Here is a 16,371-nt window from a genome sequence, read left to right on the forward strand (position 1 = left end):
GCGGGTGCCAGCCCAAAGCTTATCACGACGGATACCACCCTTCGCCGGGCCGGGGACCCCGTGCCTGCGGCGGCGGATGGCATATCTTCTTGATTTCCGAGCCATCTGTGGCTGGTCGACTACTCGGGCAAGTACTTTTCCGACCAGCTTTCGGCGGCCGATCCAGCAGAGATCATCGCGTCGATATCCTCATCTGCATAACCGACGCTTCGCAGAATGCTGCGTGTATCCGCGCCGTATTTCGGCATCGGTCCGGGAATGACGATCCGGGCGCGTTCGGGTCGCACAGCGTTTGGCGCAACCAGATCGCACCACCGGCCCATAGGATGCATGTCATGCCGAATGACGCTGAACGTTCCCCGCGTCAGGTCGATATTCCCGGCACTTTCCGGCTGCAACACGGCGTCGCGCGTGTCATGCAGCGATCCCAGAGGCATGACAGTGCTGGCGGAACCGGAAAACGCCTTTTGCCAGTAATCAACAGGTTGCCTTGCAATATGATCCGCAAGCGCATCCGGCAATTCCTTCTCCGGTGTATCGGCCACGCTGGCGAAGTCCGAGACACGGCGCAGGGCTTCGCGTTGTTCGGTGGGTGCGGCAAAGAACATCCACCCGTCCGCCGCGCGGTAACAATGGTAGAATGGTCCCCACCCCATAGCTGCGCGCCCGGCTGGTTCGTCAAAGGGCGCGCGGCCTTCGAAATCATACATCAACTGCGCCTGAATGAGGTTGCCGGCCGCCGCCAACGCCGCCCGCGCAATCCCGCCTTTGCCGGTTTTCTGCAATCTCAGCAGGGCCGCACCAAGCGCAACACATGCGCAATAGCCGGTCAGAACGTCAATGGTACCGAAATGCGCATGTTCTTCGGGCGTGGCCATGCCACCGCCAAAACGCACCATGACCCCTGTCGCCGCCTGCGCCAGATCGTCATACCCCAGATGGTCCGATTTGGGTCCGCGCGCAGGACCGCCAAAGGCATCGAGTTGCACCAGTATGAGGCGGGGGTTGATCGCCGCCAGCTCTTCCGCGCTCAACCCCAGGGCATCGCGCTGCTCATCCGTGCCGTTCATGGTGATGACATCCGAGGAGTCGATGAGCCGTCGCAACGCCCGCTTCCCGTCATCCGAGCTCAGGTTTAGCAAAACGCTTTGTTTTCCACGATGTGCGTGCAGACCGAAAACCACGGTGTTCCACGGATCGACTGATGGCTCTGTCGGCTGAACGGATGTCACCTGAGCGCCAAATCGCGCCAGCGTGGACCCGATCGTCGGACCGGCGATCACGTTGGTCAGGTCCAGCACCTTCAGCCCCTCCAGCCAGCCCTGGCCGCTCGCGGCTGGCGGTCCGCTGCGCGGCGGTTCGGCAAGGATCGCTGAAACGGGTGCGTCATCGGGAACGGGGCCCGGTTTTTTGACCAGCGCAGCGCCATCATCCGCAAGCCACGCAACATTTCCCATCTGCTTCATCTTCCCATGACGCGGGTCCTCTACCTCCAACACCAGACCCGAGGCCAAAGCGTGCGGATCGGCCAGCCATTCCTTGCTGAACCGTTGCGCCGTTCCGGGCGCCTTGGCAGACCCGAAAAGGGCTTCCCACTCATGAGAGGGCCTTGTCAGAAAGGCCTTTTTCATCGCGTTGGACACACGCGCGCGATCCCTTGCGCCGACGGGGTAGTTGCGCAGCGACCATTCATCCGGCCAGTCTGCGGTATCGAGATAGGCGTCGAAGTCCGGCAATTGATCGGCAAGGTCTTTGAGGCCAAGCGTCTCCAACACCCGTCGGGGATGTGTTTTCACACTGCCCGCCACCACATAGAACCCACGCCCGTCGGCGCAGGTATAAGTTCTATAGAAAGGGTCCAGGAACTCTTCCAGTTCCGCAAAGCTCAGATCCGTTGGCAAGCCTTCGGCTGCGCGCCTGTCAAGTTCCACTTCGCGAGGGGACTTGTAGCGTTCGGGATAGTCCTCAATCTGCTCACAGTTATACACCAACCCTTCCAGCAAGGCCGAAGCCAGAGGCACCTCGATGTGATCGCCTCCGGTCCGGTCACGTGCAGCCAAAGCGAACTGCAAGGCCATCGCGCCGAACGAAGCGCCATAGGCGGATGCCAGCGTCAAAGGTGAAAAGGATGGGTTGATGCCCATCAGGCGCCGGTTCAGCCCCATATCCGTGAATTGCCCGGTGCGGGCCGCGATCACGGCTTCCCACGCCGGAAGATCAGCCAGTGCGGGATCGGTTGAGGCAAACCCCGGCAATGACAATGACACGATGCGCGGATTTATGTCGCGCAGAGCTTTCGGACCCAGGCCCAGCCTCTCCATCACGCCGGGCCGGAAGTTCTCGATCACCACGTCAGCCCGCGCCACAAATTCGCGCGCGACCTGCAAACCCCCTTCGGATTTGAGGTCGATCGTCACGGCGGTTTTGCCGCGTGACAGCATGTCTGTGGCCGGTTCTTTCAATCGCGGGCCACCGGGCGGGTCGATGCGGATCACCTCTGCCCCCAAATCAGCAAGCATCATGCCAACCAGTGGACCAGCCAGATACTGGCCAAAATCGAGGACACGAATATGATCGAGCGGCCTTGCAGTCATTCGTTGTGACCCTCCCGGGGTGTTTGGTGTGTTTGTTGCGAAGCCGCTTGCTGGCAAGAGGTCACAACGCCCTTCTCGGAACAGGCGGAGTTTTCAGGCTTGGGACATAACGCGATCAATGCAACACCTGCCCTTGTTCAACACGCGACAAGGCGGCCACGACCAAGCTTCACAGCCTTCTCCGGCGACCGCTGGGCGTACCATGCAGCCGAGCTATGCCAAGAAGTTGCTCGATTTGACCAAGCCATGTCGCAAACGAGAAACATCGCTCAAAATTCCGCGTGTGACGCATACTTGGAAGCGCTCCGAGGCCCGGATGGAAGCGGATCAGTCGCCTTGCAAGATCACCGGACTGTTGCGCCCGGCAGTCAGAAAACAAGTTATTGGAATCGCTTAAGAACGTGGAGCTTCCCAAGTGTCGGGCGCCACAAGACAAAAGGTCACGGCGCAATCGGCCAAGGGCCACGTTGGCACGTGGCAGGACCTGTCGCGACACATGGCCGGCAATTGCGCTTCCGATAAAATATCTCATTTTCCGCCAATATGACGGCCACATACATCAATTCGTCAAATTGGCACCTATGAATTGTCGTGGCCGCGCGTCACGCTTGGAACAGGATGGGAAACAGCGGAGATCTTTATGTCCTGGAATGTGTGCGTTGTCGGCGCTGGAAAGATCGGACAGATGATTGCAACCCTGTTGAAAGGGTCGCGGAATTACTCTGTGACGGTCGCTGATCACGATCTGAAAGCGCTTGGTGATATCTCGAAGATGGGCATTGGAACCAGACAGATCGATGCCAATGACGCGGACGGGCTGGCCCGGGAACTGACCGGTTTCGACGCAGTCATCTCGGCAGCGCCGTTCTTCTTGACCCCTTCGATCGCCAAAGCGTCCAAAGCGGCGGGGGCGCATTATTTCGACCTGACCGAAGATGTTGCGGCCACGAATGCGGTACGTGAACTGGCCGGGGACAGCGCAACTGCGTTTATGCCGCAATGCGGTCTGGCGCCAGGTTTTGTCGGCATCGCCGGAGCGTCGCTGGCGGCGGAGTTTGACGAGATTGACAGCCTGCACATGCGGGTGGGGGCATTGCCGCTTTATCCGACCAACGCGCTGAAATACAACCTGACCTGGTCCACCGACGGGTTGATCAACGAATATTGCAACCCATGCGATGCCATCGTGAACGGCAAGCTGGTCAAGACCGCGCCGTTGGAGAACTACGAAATTCTGGGCCATGACGGCGTGGAATACGAATGCTTCAATACCTCTGGCGGTCTGGGCACGTTGCCGGAAACGCTGGAGGGCAAGGCGCGGGATGTGTCCTATCGCTCGATCCGCTATCCGGGTCATTGCGATATCCTGAAGCTGCTTTTGAACGATCTGGGACTGGAACGCCGCCGCGACCTGCTGAAAGAGATATTCGAGGCCGCCCTGCCCCGCACCGATCAGGACGTGGTACTGGTATATTGCACCGCAAAAGGCGTCATTGATGGCGTGCTGCGCGAAAAGTCCCTGATCAACAAATCCTTTGCCCGCACCATCAATGGACAGGTCTGGAGCGCCATTCAGGTCACGACCGCCGCAGGCGTGCTGGGGGTGGTCGATCTGATGCGGATCGGAGCGCTGCCCTCGAAAGGCTTTGTCCGGCAGGAACAGGTCAAGCTGGACGATTTCCTCAACACTGAGTTTGGCCAGCTGTATCGCGCTGGCGACGTCACCGAACAGAACAAGGCGGCCTGAGATATGAAAGACATCGTAATGACAGCCCAAACCACGCTTGCAAACCTGGATCTGACCGAGGCCCAACTCAAAGGCGGCACGCTCAAGGTCACGTCGCCGATTGACGGAAGCCTGCTGGCCGAAGTGCACGAGACGCCGATCTCGGACATGGACGCCATCTTTTCCCGTGCAAAGGCCGCGTTCAGGGAATGGCGCGTGGTCCCCGCCCCGCGCCGGGGTGAACTGATCCGCCTGTTGGGTGAAGAGCTGCGCGCGGCCAAGGATGATCTGGGTGCTCTGGTCAGTTGGGAAGCAGGCAAGATCACCTCGGAAGGTCTGGGCGAAGTGCAGGAGATGATCGACATCTGTGACTTTGCCGTCGGCCTGTCGCGTCAGCTTTATGGTCTGACCATCGCGTCCGAACGTCCAGGCCACCGGATGATGGAAACCTGGCATCCTGCTGGCCCGGTTGGTGTGATTTCCGCGTTCAATTTCCCTGTCGCGGTTTGGTCGTGGAATGCTGCTCTGGCCCTCGTATGCGGTGATCCGGTGATCTGGAAACCGTCCGAAAAAACCCCGCTGACGGCGCTGGCCTGTCAAAAGGTTTTCGAACGCGCCCTGGCCCGGTTTGGCGATGCGCCGGACGGTCTTCTGCAAACGCTTATCGGTGGCGCCGATCTGGGAGAAAGACTGGTGGCCAGTGAAGATGTTCCGGTGATCTCGGCCACGGGATCGACCCGCATGGGCCGTGCTGTCGCCCCCATCGTCGCACAGCGCTTTGGCAAGTGCATTCTGGAACTGGGTGGCAACAACGCAATGATCGTCGGCCCTTCGGCTGATTTGGAGATGGCTGTGCGCGCGATTGTCTTTTCGGCAGTTGGTACCGCCGGTCAACGCTGCACCACGCTGCGTCGCCTGATCGTGCACAACTCGATCCGCGAAGAACTGGTGAGCCGTCTGAAAAAAGCCTATTCGGGTCTGCCCATCGGCAATCCTCTGACAGACGGCACGTTGGTTGGACCGCTTGTGGACGAAGCGGCGGGCGCGGCGATGACCGCGGCTTTGAAAGCGGCCGAAGCGGAAGGCGGTTCGGTGTTCGGCGGCAACCGCGTTACCGAAGGCGTTCCGGCAGGCATATACATGGAACCTGCGATTGTCGAAATGCCGGGTCAGACCGTGACCGTGAAAACCGAAACCTTTGCGCCGATCCTATACGTCATGGGCTATGACGATTTCGACGACGCGGTAGAGCTTCAGAATGACGTACCGCAAGGCCTTTCATCCTGCGTGTTTACCCTGAACATGCGCGAGGCCGAGCAGTTCCTGTCCGCAGCCGGATCCGATTGCGGAATTGCCAACGTCAATATCGGGCCCTCAGGGGCAGAGATCGGTGGCGCCTTTGGCGGAGAGAAGGAAACCGGCGGCGGGCGCGAAAGCGGTTCGGACGCGTGGAAAGCCTATATGCGCCGACAGACCAACACCGTGAATTACTCTGCCGAACTTCCACTGGCCCAGGGCGTCAAATTCGACATCTGAGTGTCGCTGGATAGTTGTCGGGCAAAAAACTTGAATAGCCCGCAAAAACACCACCCGGGACGACCAGTCCCGGGTGTTTGTTTTTTCCTATATGTTGAAGCAGTGTTCAGGCCGCGGGTTTCGATGTAGACGCTGCGGCGGTCGTTTCGATGCAGATGGGTTGTCGTGAATGTCGCCAGGGCGGCGGCAACGCGCGTATCGTTTCCATGATGGCCATCCGACGCGTTTCGGTAGGAGACCCTCCGAGGCTTTGCGCCACCTCATAGATCGGGGAATGACCCTGTTCGGTGCGCTGGGGCTGTTCATCTCGAACGTGGCCGATGTGCTAGAACCGTATAGCAAACGGCGTCTGAAGGCGGGATTGGACGCCGATCTGGTGGTTCTTGACGAAAACCTTGCTGTACGGCATGTGATGGCCGGGGGGGAGCAACATGTCCGCTAAAGCCCGATAGCCCGACGTGGCATGCATGAACAGTTCAAAGCGTCCGCGCGGTCCCCGATGACTGCCCGCTTCAGCACCGGAAGGTAGTTAAGACATGTGCCCTGCACCCATTGATGCAGAGACCCCACGCGGGTTCATTATCCCGATCGGGGGCGGCGAAGATCGCGTCAAGGAAATGCAGATCCATCGCAAGTTCGTTGAGCTTTCTGGCGGCAGCGATGCCGACATCGTCGTGATCCCGACAGCCTCGATGCTGGAAGAAACCGGGCCCGATTATAACCGTATCTTTTCCGAACTGGGTGCGGGCAAAGTAGAGTTCCTGCCTATCTCGCGCAGGGCGGATTGCGACAACCCCGAGTATGTCGAGATGCTTGATCGAGCGACCGGAGTTTTCATGACAGGTGGAAACCAGTTGCGCCTGTCAGCGATTCTTGGGGGAACTCTGGTCGCCCAAAAAATCCGCCGGCGGAATGCAGCCGGTGTTCCGGTTGCCGGAACTTCGGCGGGTGCTTCGATCATGTCTGAACACATGGTTGCCGGTGGCAGCAGCAACTCGGCTCCGGCGGAAGGCAACATTACACTTGCACCAGGTATGGGCCTGACCAATGCCGTCATCATCGATCAACATTTCACCCAGCGTAACCGTCTGGGTCGCCTGCTAACGGCTTCATCTTTCAACCCATTTTTGATTGGTTTGGGAATTGACGAAGATACGGCCGCCTTCATTGGGCCCGACAATGTCTTTGAAGTCATCGGCAGCGGCTCGGTTACTGTCGTGGATGCCAGCCAGTTGACTCATTCATCAATGTGGGATGCCCGGCGGGGCGAAGCGCTTAGCCTTCTGGGACTTCGGCTTGACGTTCTGGGTGAAGGGTGCCGTTATGACCTGACGGCTCGCCAGGCTTTTCCGCCGGATGAGCATCTGGCGTTCTGCACCTTGCCGGATTTTTCCGGGGAAGAGGCCGCAAACGGGGGGAACAAAAGCTAACCAACGGGGAGCCTCATGAAAATAATCTCGACCAATGTCTTTGTCGGCCCGAATGTCTGGGCAAGTTTCCCCGTTATTCGCCACGTCATCGACCTGGGTATTCTGGAAGAGTGGCCATCGGCAAAAATTGGTTCCGAGTTTATCGACGCGCTGATCGAAGCGCTTCCTGGCCTTGCGGAGCATGGCTGTTCCTACCGCGAACCCGGAGGTTTCATCCGCCGTCTGCGTGAAGACGAAGGCACGTGGCTGGGTCACGTTCTGGAACATTGTGCCATCGAGGTTCAGAACGTAGCGGGCACTGACGTGACCTTTGGCCGGACACGCGGCACAGGTGAGCCGGGCCAGTACAACATGGTGTATGAATACCGTCAGCGCGACGTTGGGCTGGACGCAGGGAAGCTGGCAATGCGGTTGCTGATGAATCTGTTGCCTCAATCCCTGAAAGATCTGGTGGATTACGATTTCGACCCGGACTTTAACTGGGACGACGAACTGCGCAGCTTTGTTCTGCGCGCACAGCGCAAGGAATTCGGCCCGTCGACCGGGTCGCTGGTCAAGGCGGCGCAAGAACGCGACATTCCCTGGATCAGACTCAACTCTGGCTCGCTGGTGCAATTCGGGCACGGCAAATACCAGAAACGCATTCAGGCGACGATTACATCCGAGACCAAACATATCTCGGTCGAGATTTCCTGCGATAAGGAAGATACCCACAACCTGCTGAACGATCTTGGCCTGCCGGTTCCACAGCAGCGCATGGTCTATTCCGCACGCGAAACTGTGCGCGCTGCGGCGCGCATTGGCCATCCGGTGGTCGTCAAACCATTGAACGCCAATCATGGGCGGGGCGTTTCGATCAATTTGAATTCGGATGAAGAGGTCGAGGCTGGCTTCGCCGAAGCAAAGGAACATTCCCGCAGCCGCGCCATTCTGGTAGAGAGCTTTGTCACCGGGTTCGATCACCGGATGCTTGTGGTGGACAACAAGCTTGTTGCGGTGGCAAAACGGGTTCCAGGCCATGTGGTCGGTGATGGTACGCACACGATTGCCGAGTTGGTCGATATCGTGAACGAAGACCCGCGTCGGGGCATCGGGCATGAAAAAGTGCTGACCATGCTCGAGATCGATACTCAGGCCAGGCGCCTTATGGAAGCCGCAGGCGTAACCGAAGAGACCGTCTTGCCGGACGGTGAAGTTTTCTATCTGCGTTCTACGGCAAATCTTTCGACCGGCGGCACTGCGATTGACCTGACAGATGTGGTCCATCCCGACAACCGCGACATGGCGGAACGAGCCATAATGGCGGTTGGGCTGGATGTTGGCGGCGTCGATTTCCTGATCGATGACATCACCAAATCCTACAAGGACATCGGCGGTGCCATTGTCGAAGTGAACGCAGCACCCGGTTTCCGCATGCATGTGGCGCCATCCGAAGGACAACCGCGCGATGTAGCCGGCAAAGTGATCGACATGCTGTTTCCAGCCAATGAGGAAACCCGCATTCCGATCGCCGCGATCACCGGCACCAACGGCAAGACGACGACGTCCCGAATGCTGGGCCATATTATGAAGACCAGCGGCAAAACCGTTGGCATGACCTCGACCGACGGGGTCTATGTCGATGGTAAGCTGAGCGTCAAGGGTGACATGACCGGGCCAAAATCCGCGCAGATCGTCTTGCGCGACCCGATGGTTGATTTTGCCGTGATGGAAACCGCGCGCGGCGGGCTTGTGCGGTCTGGTCTGGGATACCAGCGCTCGAACGTGGCGGCATGCCTTAACGTTTCGGCCGACCATCTTGGCCTTGGAGGCATAAACACAGTCGAGGAACTGGCCGTGGTGAAACGCGTGGTGGTGGAAAGCGCGACGGATACGGCGGTTCTGAATGCTGATGACATCAATTGTCTGAAAATGGCTGACTACGCCGGGGCGGATCAGATTTTCTACGTCACGACCAACCCCGGCCACAGCCTGGTCAAGGAACATATCAAGGCGGGCGGAAAGGCCATTGTTCTGGAAAAAGGCATGAATGGAGACATGCTGACGATCTATGACAACGGGCTTCACATTCCGGTCCTGTGGTCGCATCTGATCCCCGCCGCACTGGAAGGCAAAGCGATCTTCAACGTTCAAAACGCCATGTTTGCTGCCGCCATGGCCTACAGCTTCGGGGTCGATCTGGACAACATCCGGCATGGGTTACGCACCTTCGATACCAGCTATTTCCAGGCGCCGGGGCGCATGAACGTCTATGACGAACATCCGTTCAAGGTCATCCTGGATTACGGCCACAACCCCGCCGCTCTCAACGCGATGGCCGCGTTGTCGGATCAATTGGAGATCAAAGGTCGCCGATTGTGTGTCGTTGCCATGCCCGGCGACCGGCGCGATGAAGATATCATCGACGGAGCTGCCGCGCTGGCCGGGCATTTTGACCATTTCATCTGCAAGGCCGATGACCGCCGCAGAGGCCGAGGACATGATGAAGTACCGCGGATGATGCGTCAGGCACTGATTGACAATGGCGTTGACGACGCATCCATTACGGTTATCCCGGATGAGGTCGAGGCCGTAAATGCCGGGCTGCAACAAGCGGCACCGGGGGATCTGTTGGTAATCTTCGGCGACGACACTACGCGCTGCTGGAAACAGATCATCTATTTCAGCTCTGACGGTGCAACCCCAGATGCCGAGGTTGCACCAAAGACCACGGCCGTCGACACATCCTTCGAGGACATGTTCGAAAACGATCAGAATTTGATCAGGGACGAGCGCGGTGTGCGCCTGGCGCGTGAAATCAGCGAAGACGCGGACTGAGCGAGGGCACCGGAATGGACCGGATTGAAGAGCTTGAAACCGCGCTGACAATAATAAGCGCGACCGCTGATCATATTCAGGCCGACGACGCCCGGCGTCTGACGGGCCCTGGCCTGTTATGGAACAAACCCGGCGCGGTGATGGATGTATTTTTTACCGGAATTGATCCATCCACGGTCTCGGCCCTGTGGGAAAAAAACGCCCGGCGAGTGCTGGACGCGCTGGGATGGACGGATCAGGATTTGACCCATCGCACATTCACTGGCGGTGTAAATCTGGCGATTTCCGCACCAATGGATCAGCTGTATTCGGCGATCTTCGCGGTGCAGACGGCGTGGCACTTCTGTGCCGCCGAGTTGTTGGATGCAACTCCCGGTGACTTTGATCAAATGGTGGCCGATGTCAAAGCTTTTATGGTCAAAGAAGCCAATCCCCGCCTGATCGACCTGATCGCTGCGGCCGAGGCGCATGGCGTGGATATTCTGTGCGACGACGATGAGGTTTCAATCGGGCACGGTACAGGTAGTCAGATCTGGCCGGTTGATGCCCTGCCCGCCCCTGGTGATGTGGACTGGTCCAGCCTTCACAACATTCCAGTTGCGTTCATCACCGGCACCAATGGCAAGACCACGACGACCCGGTTGCTTGAGGCGATCGCGCGGGCATCTGGCAAAGTTGCAGGGCTGACCTCGACCGAGTTTGTGCGGGTCGGCAACGACATTCTTGACCGAGGCGATTACTCGGGCCCGGGTGGCGGCCGGATGCTGCTGCGCGACAAGCGCCTTGAGATCGCCTGCCTTGAAGTGGCCCGCGGGGGTATTCTGCGCCGTGGCCTGCCAACGCGTGCGGCCTCGGCAGCCGCAGTCACAAATGTTGCGAATGACCATTTGGGACAGTACGGCGTCAATACCGTGCCGGAACTGGCACAGGCGAAATTCGCCGTGCATCGCACACTTACCGATGGTGGCGTGCTGGTTCTGAACGCTGATGATGCGTATGTCCGTGCCGAGGCAAAAAACACGTCGACAAATATCTGGTGGTTTTCCTTGGATGCACAAGCGGATCTGATCCGTGACGCGCGCGATTCCAACAAATGCTGCGCCTATGTGCAGCAGGAAAATATCGTGTTTTTCGATGGCACTTCCGAAAAGACGGTGATTGCCGTGTCAAACGTGCCCGTGACCATGGGCGGGGCGGCGAAATACAACACCCTGAACGCCTTGGCCGCCATGTGCCTTGCTCTGGCGCTGGACCTACCCCTTCAGGCAGTGCGGGATGGATTGGCCGGTTTCAAACCCGATGCAAAGGACAATCCGGGGCGCTGCAACGAGTTCAACTATCATGACGCCCGTGTTTTTGTAGATTTCGCACATAACCCGCACTCGATCTCTGCCGTGTGCGATGCGCTGTCAGGACTTCCGGCAAAACGTCGCTTTATCATGCTCAGCCATGCGGGCGACAGATCGGATCAGGACATTCGGGACGTCACCGCGACGGCTTTGAAATTCCAACCTGACGTAATCGTTGCAGCCGAACTGGAAGGCTATCTGAGAGGCCGGGCGTTGGGAGAAATCCTGGACCTGATCGAAGGGACGGCCTTGAAGCACGGATACAACGCTGATCAGATCCAAAGGGCCCAATCCCCTTCTCAGGCCGCGGCCAGGATTCTTAAACAACTTGAGCCGGGCGATCTTGCTTTGTTGCTTGTCCTGTCAGAACGCGACGCCGTTCTTGAGATGCTGGGCGCTTAGGTACGACACCTATTGGCGTACCCCGGCGATCTATTGGAAAACAAACAAACCCCGCAATGGGTTTGTGGCATCCAAGAAATCACGGCCACGAATGACTGTCGGCCTGATCATGGGTTTTCTATATTTGTGAGGACGTAATCCACCGTTCAATCTCGCCTGGGGAAACTGAGCGAAACCAATCGCCCGAGTTGTCAGGTCACGGTGGATCTCAGCGGGCATTCGGCGATCATGAAGCTTTGGAACACAGTCCGGGCCTAATAACACAACCCTGTTGTTGTTCGATTGCCGATTATCCCGGTGCGCCACTTACTCGCCCAACAGCAGCGACAGTTTTTCTGCACCCCGGCGCAAGGTGTCGAGAAATGACTTCAGACTGCCGACGTCATGCCGTTGCGTCGGGGCATGAACTGAAAGCGTGGCAACCAGCCTGCCCTGCGCGTCCTGCACCGGTACGGCAATCGCCACCATGCCCGCCATGAATTCTTCGTCGTCGGTGGAAAATCCCCGCTCGGCGGTGATCTTGATTTCGCTCAGCAGAGCCGTCGGCTCTGTCAAAGAACGGGCGGTCTGCTCTTTCAGCTTTCCGGCTGACAGAAACCCGTTCAGAGTTTTGGGACGCAAGGTGGAAAGGTACATCTTGCCACTGGCCGTGCAGTGGAACGGCACCTGGGTTCCGATCGGCAATTGAATCCGCAACGGCCATTTGGTTTCCACCCGGTCTAGATAGATCATGCCTTCGCGATCCGGGATGGCCAGATTGCAGGTTTCGCCCACTTCGTCGGCCACACCGCGCAGGATGGCGAGACGCGCAGTCCGCAGGTGTTCGGCGGACATGGTATTCACGGACAACAGCCGCAATCGTCTGCCCGGACCATAGGACCGTCCGTCAAGATCGCGTTGCAAGAACCCTTCTGCCTCTGCCGTTTGCAGCAAACGATGGATGGTGGGTTTGGCCAATCCCAATGCATCGATCAGATCAGAGGGTTTGACCGCAACGCCGCGCCGTGCCACCTCTTCAAGGATCAGCAACAGGCGCAGGTTGGTGGGAATCTGAGTTTCTCTGTCTTTAGTATCAGTCTCGGCCATCCTTCAACATTCTAGTTATTTGGCAGAAGGATCAAGGCCAGTTCGGGGACCAGCGACACCAATATCCAGACGGATAGCAGGGACACCAAGTAAGGCACCGTATAGCGCAGCAACCGGAAGTACGGCACGCCCGTCACGCCTGAAGCGACATACAGGTTAAGCCCGTATGGTGGTGTGATAAACCCGATGGACGCCCCGACCAGGAAGATGACCGAGAAATGGATTGGATCAATTCCAACCGAGGCTGCGATCGGCGCAAGGATCGGGGCCAGGATGATGGTGACCGGAAGGCTTTCCAGCACCATCCCCGAAAAGAAGACGATCACCATCGATGTGAACAGAACCGCATGGTAGCCCCCCATGGAGGTCACGAAGTTTCCGATTGTTTCCTGTGCGCCAAGCAGGGACAGGATCTGCTGCATCACAACCGAAATTGCGATCAACGGGGCCAGGATACCCGTAATCTGGGCAGACCTGATGACGATTGAGGGGATCTCTGGGATCGTGAACCCTTCGACCACGAACATTTCAGCGAAGCTCTTTTCGGTTGGCGGTATATCGTTCCGGGCCCCCATGATGCGGTTGATCGGGTAGCTGACCAGCCCCGCGATGACACAAAAGCCCACGGTCACGCCGGCGGCCTCTGTCGGAGAGAACTTGCCGGTATAAATGCCCCAGAGCACAAGACCGATGGCGAAAAAGCCGAGCCAGGCACCAAAGGCGGTTTTCAGCACCCGGTTCAATTGCAGTGGGATCAGATAGCCCCACCCGTTCATGCGGCAGATGATCCAGCACGCCAGTTGCATCCCGATGACCATCAGCGCACCGGGCAGAATTCCGGCCACGAACAATTCGGAAATCGGCAGGTTCATCAGAAAGCCATAGACGATGAAGATGATCGAAGGGGGGATGATGATACCGACAGTGCCGCCCGCAGCAGCGGTCGCGGCGCTGAACCGTTCGTCATAGCCGCCCTTTACCATCTCGGGGTGCAGCATCGACCCAATGGTCGCCGTCGTGGCCGAATTCGACCCGGAAATCGCCGCGAACAGCCCGCAGGCCCCCAGCGACGCCATTGCAAGTCCGCCGCGTATCCAGCCCAGGCAGGCATAGGCAAAATCACTGAGCCGTCGCGCGATGCCGGATTTGTTGATCAGGTCTCCGGTCAGGATGAACAGCGGCATCGCCAACAGGGCGAAGCCCTTGTTGAAGACGTTCAGCAGTTCGGCCCCCATATTGTCCAGCGTCAGGCCAAGGACAAAGGAACAACCTATGACCCAGTAACCGATGACCAGCAACACCGGTACGCCCAGCATGAACAGAAAGGTGACCCCCAACGAGATCAGTGTAACAAGTGTTCCGTCTGTCATCAGTCTGCCCCGATCACGGCCTGCTTGATCAGCGGCTCGCCTGTTTTCCAGTTGTGCAAATCATCCGCGAGGTTCTGAAACACGCGACCGACCATCAAGAAGAATGACAATGGTGCCGCCAGCAGGAACCACCACTGCATGATATTGTCCGTGCCCAGAACGATCTGAAAGTTCGAGGCCGAAAGCGCCACCAGTCGCGAGGTGGTCACGATGACGATCACCGCAAAGATGAACCACAGCACGGCGTCCAGGAACAGGCAGGCCAGTTGCCCACCACGGGGCATGGCAGTGCGGAATTCACTGAAACTCAGATGCGTGCGCAGGCGTACGTTGTAGGACGCACCAAACCAAGCCATCACCATAAACAGAAGCGGAGGAATGGTCGTGGACCAGGGTTCCTGATCATTGAAGACAAACCGGTCGATCACGCCCCAGAAAATGATCAGAGCGATGGCAAGATAAGAGTACACCATGACCGACCGTTCCAGTTGACGCTCGATCAACGGCACCTTGCGATAGATCAGCATGACCAGCAAACCCCCGATCGCGGCAACGACCGCACCAACGATCCAAGCGGCGTCGGATTCCAGAGCGAGTTGTATCTCAAACGAATCCTGGCTGAGAAAAGCGCTGAATATTGCGCCAATGTCTGCCCAAAGTGACATGAAGCCCGTCCTCCCAGTGGGTATTGATTGAACCGGCCCCTTCGGGCCGGTTCAGGCAGTCTAATCAGGCCTCGCCCTTCCACCAGCGGCGCGGCTCGACATTTTCCGGCAGCGTGTCCGCGGGGATCTCGCGCGCGATGTCGTAGATCTCCTGGTATGTGTCGATGCCACCGGCCCATTTGTTCAGCCGCTCGCGCCACTGCGCCCACGGCTCGGGGTTGTAGTTCGGAGCACACATTTCTTCGGCCAGTTTGATCTGGTCCTCCGGCAGGAAGGCAGGGCGCACACCGTTTTCCGCAAAAATGGTTTGCGGCAATTGCGGATCCGAGAATCCGACAGTGTTCAGCAGTGCCGCCTCGTTCGCTCCCTGAATCAGAGCCTGGGTGAAGTAGGACGACTCCATCACGGCATCCTGCAATTCACCGCCCAGCCCATCGAATACTTTGGCAGACATCGAAGTGTGTTCGGTACCGCAGAAGAACTTCAGGTTCACCGATTGCGAGACCACAGGTGCCATGTTCGCATAAGCCACCGCCGAGGCCCAGGTTTCCGCACCATCGATCAGACCGGTCTTGAGCGCATCCAGCGTTTCTTCCCATGCCACCGGAACAGGGTTCAGGTTCAGCAGTTGCATCGCGATCCGGCCCAGCTGCGTGCCCGTCACGCGGTTCTTGGTCCCGAACAGCTCTTCCAGCTTGGTGACGGTCGGCTTGTCGGCAAAGGTTGAGCCCATTTGCAGACCGCGCAGTTCACAATGGGTGAACAGGAATTTCAGACCGTGACGCTTTTCAAGCGGGTCGCGCAGGATGCGCTGGCTGGCGGGGCTGTAGAAGAAATGATACTGCGCCGCCCGGCTGGGGAACATGTAGGCATAGTCCAGGACGTTCAGATAAGGCGCACCGCCGGCCGAATTCTGGGTCGAGGCTGCGTAGATATCGACGATTCCCTGCTGGGTTTTTTCAACACAGCTGAGTTGTCCGCAGATCTGGTTGTCGCCGATGAACTCGATCCGAATCTCGCCATCCGTGCGCTCTTCCAGATCGCGTGCAAACTCGATGGCGCCGGCGCGCTCGATCAGCAGGTTGCGGGTGTTGAAGCCCGACGCACCAAATTTCAACGTGTGCTTCGGTTCTTTCGAAAAGCGTTTTTCATACGTGGATTCCGCCGCTTGCGCCAGATTGGCCAAGCTCATTGCCCCGCCAAACCCTCCTGCTGCAAGCAGCGTCGAGCTCATGCCATAGCGCCCTGCCACCCGAAAAAAATCCCGCCGAGAAATACCACTCAGTTTCCGACCAATCTCCATTGCTTACCTCCCTGTTCGCAATTATTGAGACGTTTTGTATCAAAAAAGGCTAGTATATTTCTTGCATCTTGCATAGAGTTTTTTTCAACGACG

Annotated in this window: 11 protein-coding genes; 6 read left to right on the top strand and 5 right to left on the bottom strand. The window is 58.2% G+C overall.

The window, feature by feature from the left end; translation table 11 throughout:
* Positions 1 to 119: 119 nt before the first annotated feature.
* On the bottom strand, positions 120 to 2,594 hold the full coding sequence (locus GOW56_RS10115) for a CoA transferase (protein ID WP_171205786.1): 2,475 nt from the start codon (positions 2,592 to 2,594) through the stop codon (positions 120 to 122).
* A gap of 640 nt (positions 2,595 to 3,234) precedes the next feature.
* On the opposite strand from GOW56_RS10115, the gene GOW56_RS10120 reads away from it, so the two are divergent.
* From GOW56_RS10120 to GOW56_RS10145, 6 genes are all read left to right on the top strand, one after another.
* The gene (locus tag GOW56_RS10120) at positions 3,235 to 4,341 is read left to right on the top strand and encodes a saccharopine dehydrogenase family protein (RefSeq protein ID WP_171205787.1); all 1,107 of its coding nucleotides are present in this window, start codon (positions 3,235 to 3,237) and stop codon (positions 4,339 to 4,341) included.
* Positions 4,342 to 4,359: 18 nt separating this feature from the next.
* The gene (locus GOW56_RS10125; RefSeq protein WP_171205965.1) at positions 4,360 to 5,856 is read left to right on the top strand and encodes an aldehyde dehydrogenase family protein; all 1,497 of its coding nucleotides are present in this window, start codon (positions 4,360 to 4,362) and stop codon (positions 5,854 to 5,856) included.
* A 274-nt stretch (positions 5,857 to 6,130) separates the two neighbouring features.
* Positions 6,131 to 6,298, top strand: a complete 168-nt coding sequence (locus tag GOW56_RS10130) for a hypothetical protein (RefSeq protein ID WP_171117957.1) — start codon at positions 6,131 to 6,133, stop codon at positions 6,296 to 6,298.
* A 94-nt stretch (positions 6,299 to 6,392) separates the two neighbouring features.
* On the top strand, positions 6,393 to 7,286 hold the full coding sequence (locus GOW56_RS10135; protein ID WP_171205788.1) for a cyanophycinase: 894 nt from the start codon (positions 6,393 to 6,395) through the stop codon (positions 7,284 to 7,286).
* 15 nt (positions 7,287 to 7,301) lie between these two features.
* A complete protein-coding gene (gene cphA, locus GOW56_RS10140; RefSeq protein ID WP_171205789.1) occupies positions 7,302 to 10,103 on the top strand; it encodes a cyanophycin synthetase in 2,802 nt (933 codons plus the stop codon).
* Between the two features lie 14 nt (positions 10,104 to 10,117).
* Positions 10,118 to 11,854 carry a Mur ligase family protein gene (locus GOW56_RS10145; RefSeq protein WP_171205790.1) on the top strand — a complete coding sequence of 579 codons (1,737 nt, stop codon included), beginning with the start codon at positions 10,118 to 10,120 and terminating at the stop codon, positions 11,852 to 11,854.
* A gap of 306 nt (positions 11,855 to 12,160) precedes the next feature.
* On the opposite strand, the gene GOW56_RS10150 is transcribed toward GOW56_RS10145, so the two are convergent.
* The 4 genes from GOW56_RS10150 to GOW56_RS10165 all read right to left on the bottom strand — a co-directional run bounded on the left by GOW56_RS10150 (position 12,161) and on the right by GOW56_RS10165 (position 16,278).
* A complete protein-coding gene (locus tag GOW56_RS10150) occupies positions 12,161 to 12,940 on the bottom strand; it encodes an IclR family transcriptional regulator (protein ID WP_171117966.1) in 780 nt (259 codons plus the stop codon).
* Positions 12,941 to 12,951: 11 nt separating this feature from the next.
* Entirely contained in the window at positions 12,952 to 14,310 is a 1,359-nt protein-coding gene (locus GOW56_RS10155; protein ID WP_171205791.1) for a TRAP transporter large permease, read from the bottom strand.
* Entirely contained in the window at positions 14,310 to 14,975 is a 666-nt protein-coding gene (locus GOW56_RS10160; RefSeq protein ID WP_171205792.1) for a TRAP transporter small permease, read from the bottom strand. Before GOW56_RS10160 ends, GOW56_RS10155 begins: the two co-directional genes overlap by 1 nt.
* 64 nt (positions 14,976 to 15,039) lie before the next feature.
* Positions 15,040 to 16,278: a TRAP transporter substrate-binding protein gene (locus tag GOW56_RS10165; protein WP_152460475.1), complete on the bottom strand. Its 1,239-nt coding sequence runs from the start codon at positions 16,276 to 16,278 to the stop codon at positions 15,040 to 15,042.
* Positions 16,279 to 16,371 lie beyond the last annotated feature (93 nt).

It is taken from the genome of Ruegeria sp. HKCCA0235A (genome assembly GCF_013033235.1).
Lineage (GTDB): Bacteria > Pseudomonadota > Alphaproteobacteria > Rhodobacterales > Rhodobacteraceae > Ruegeria.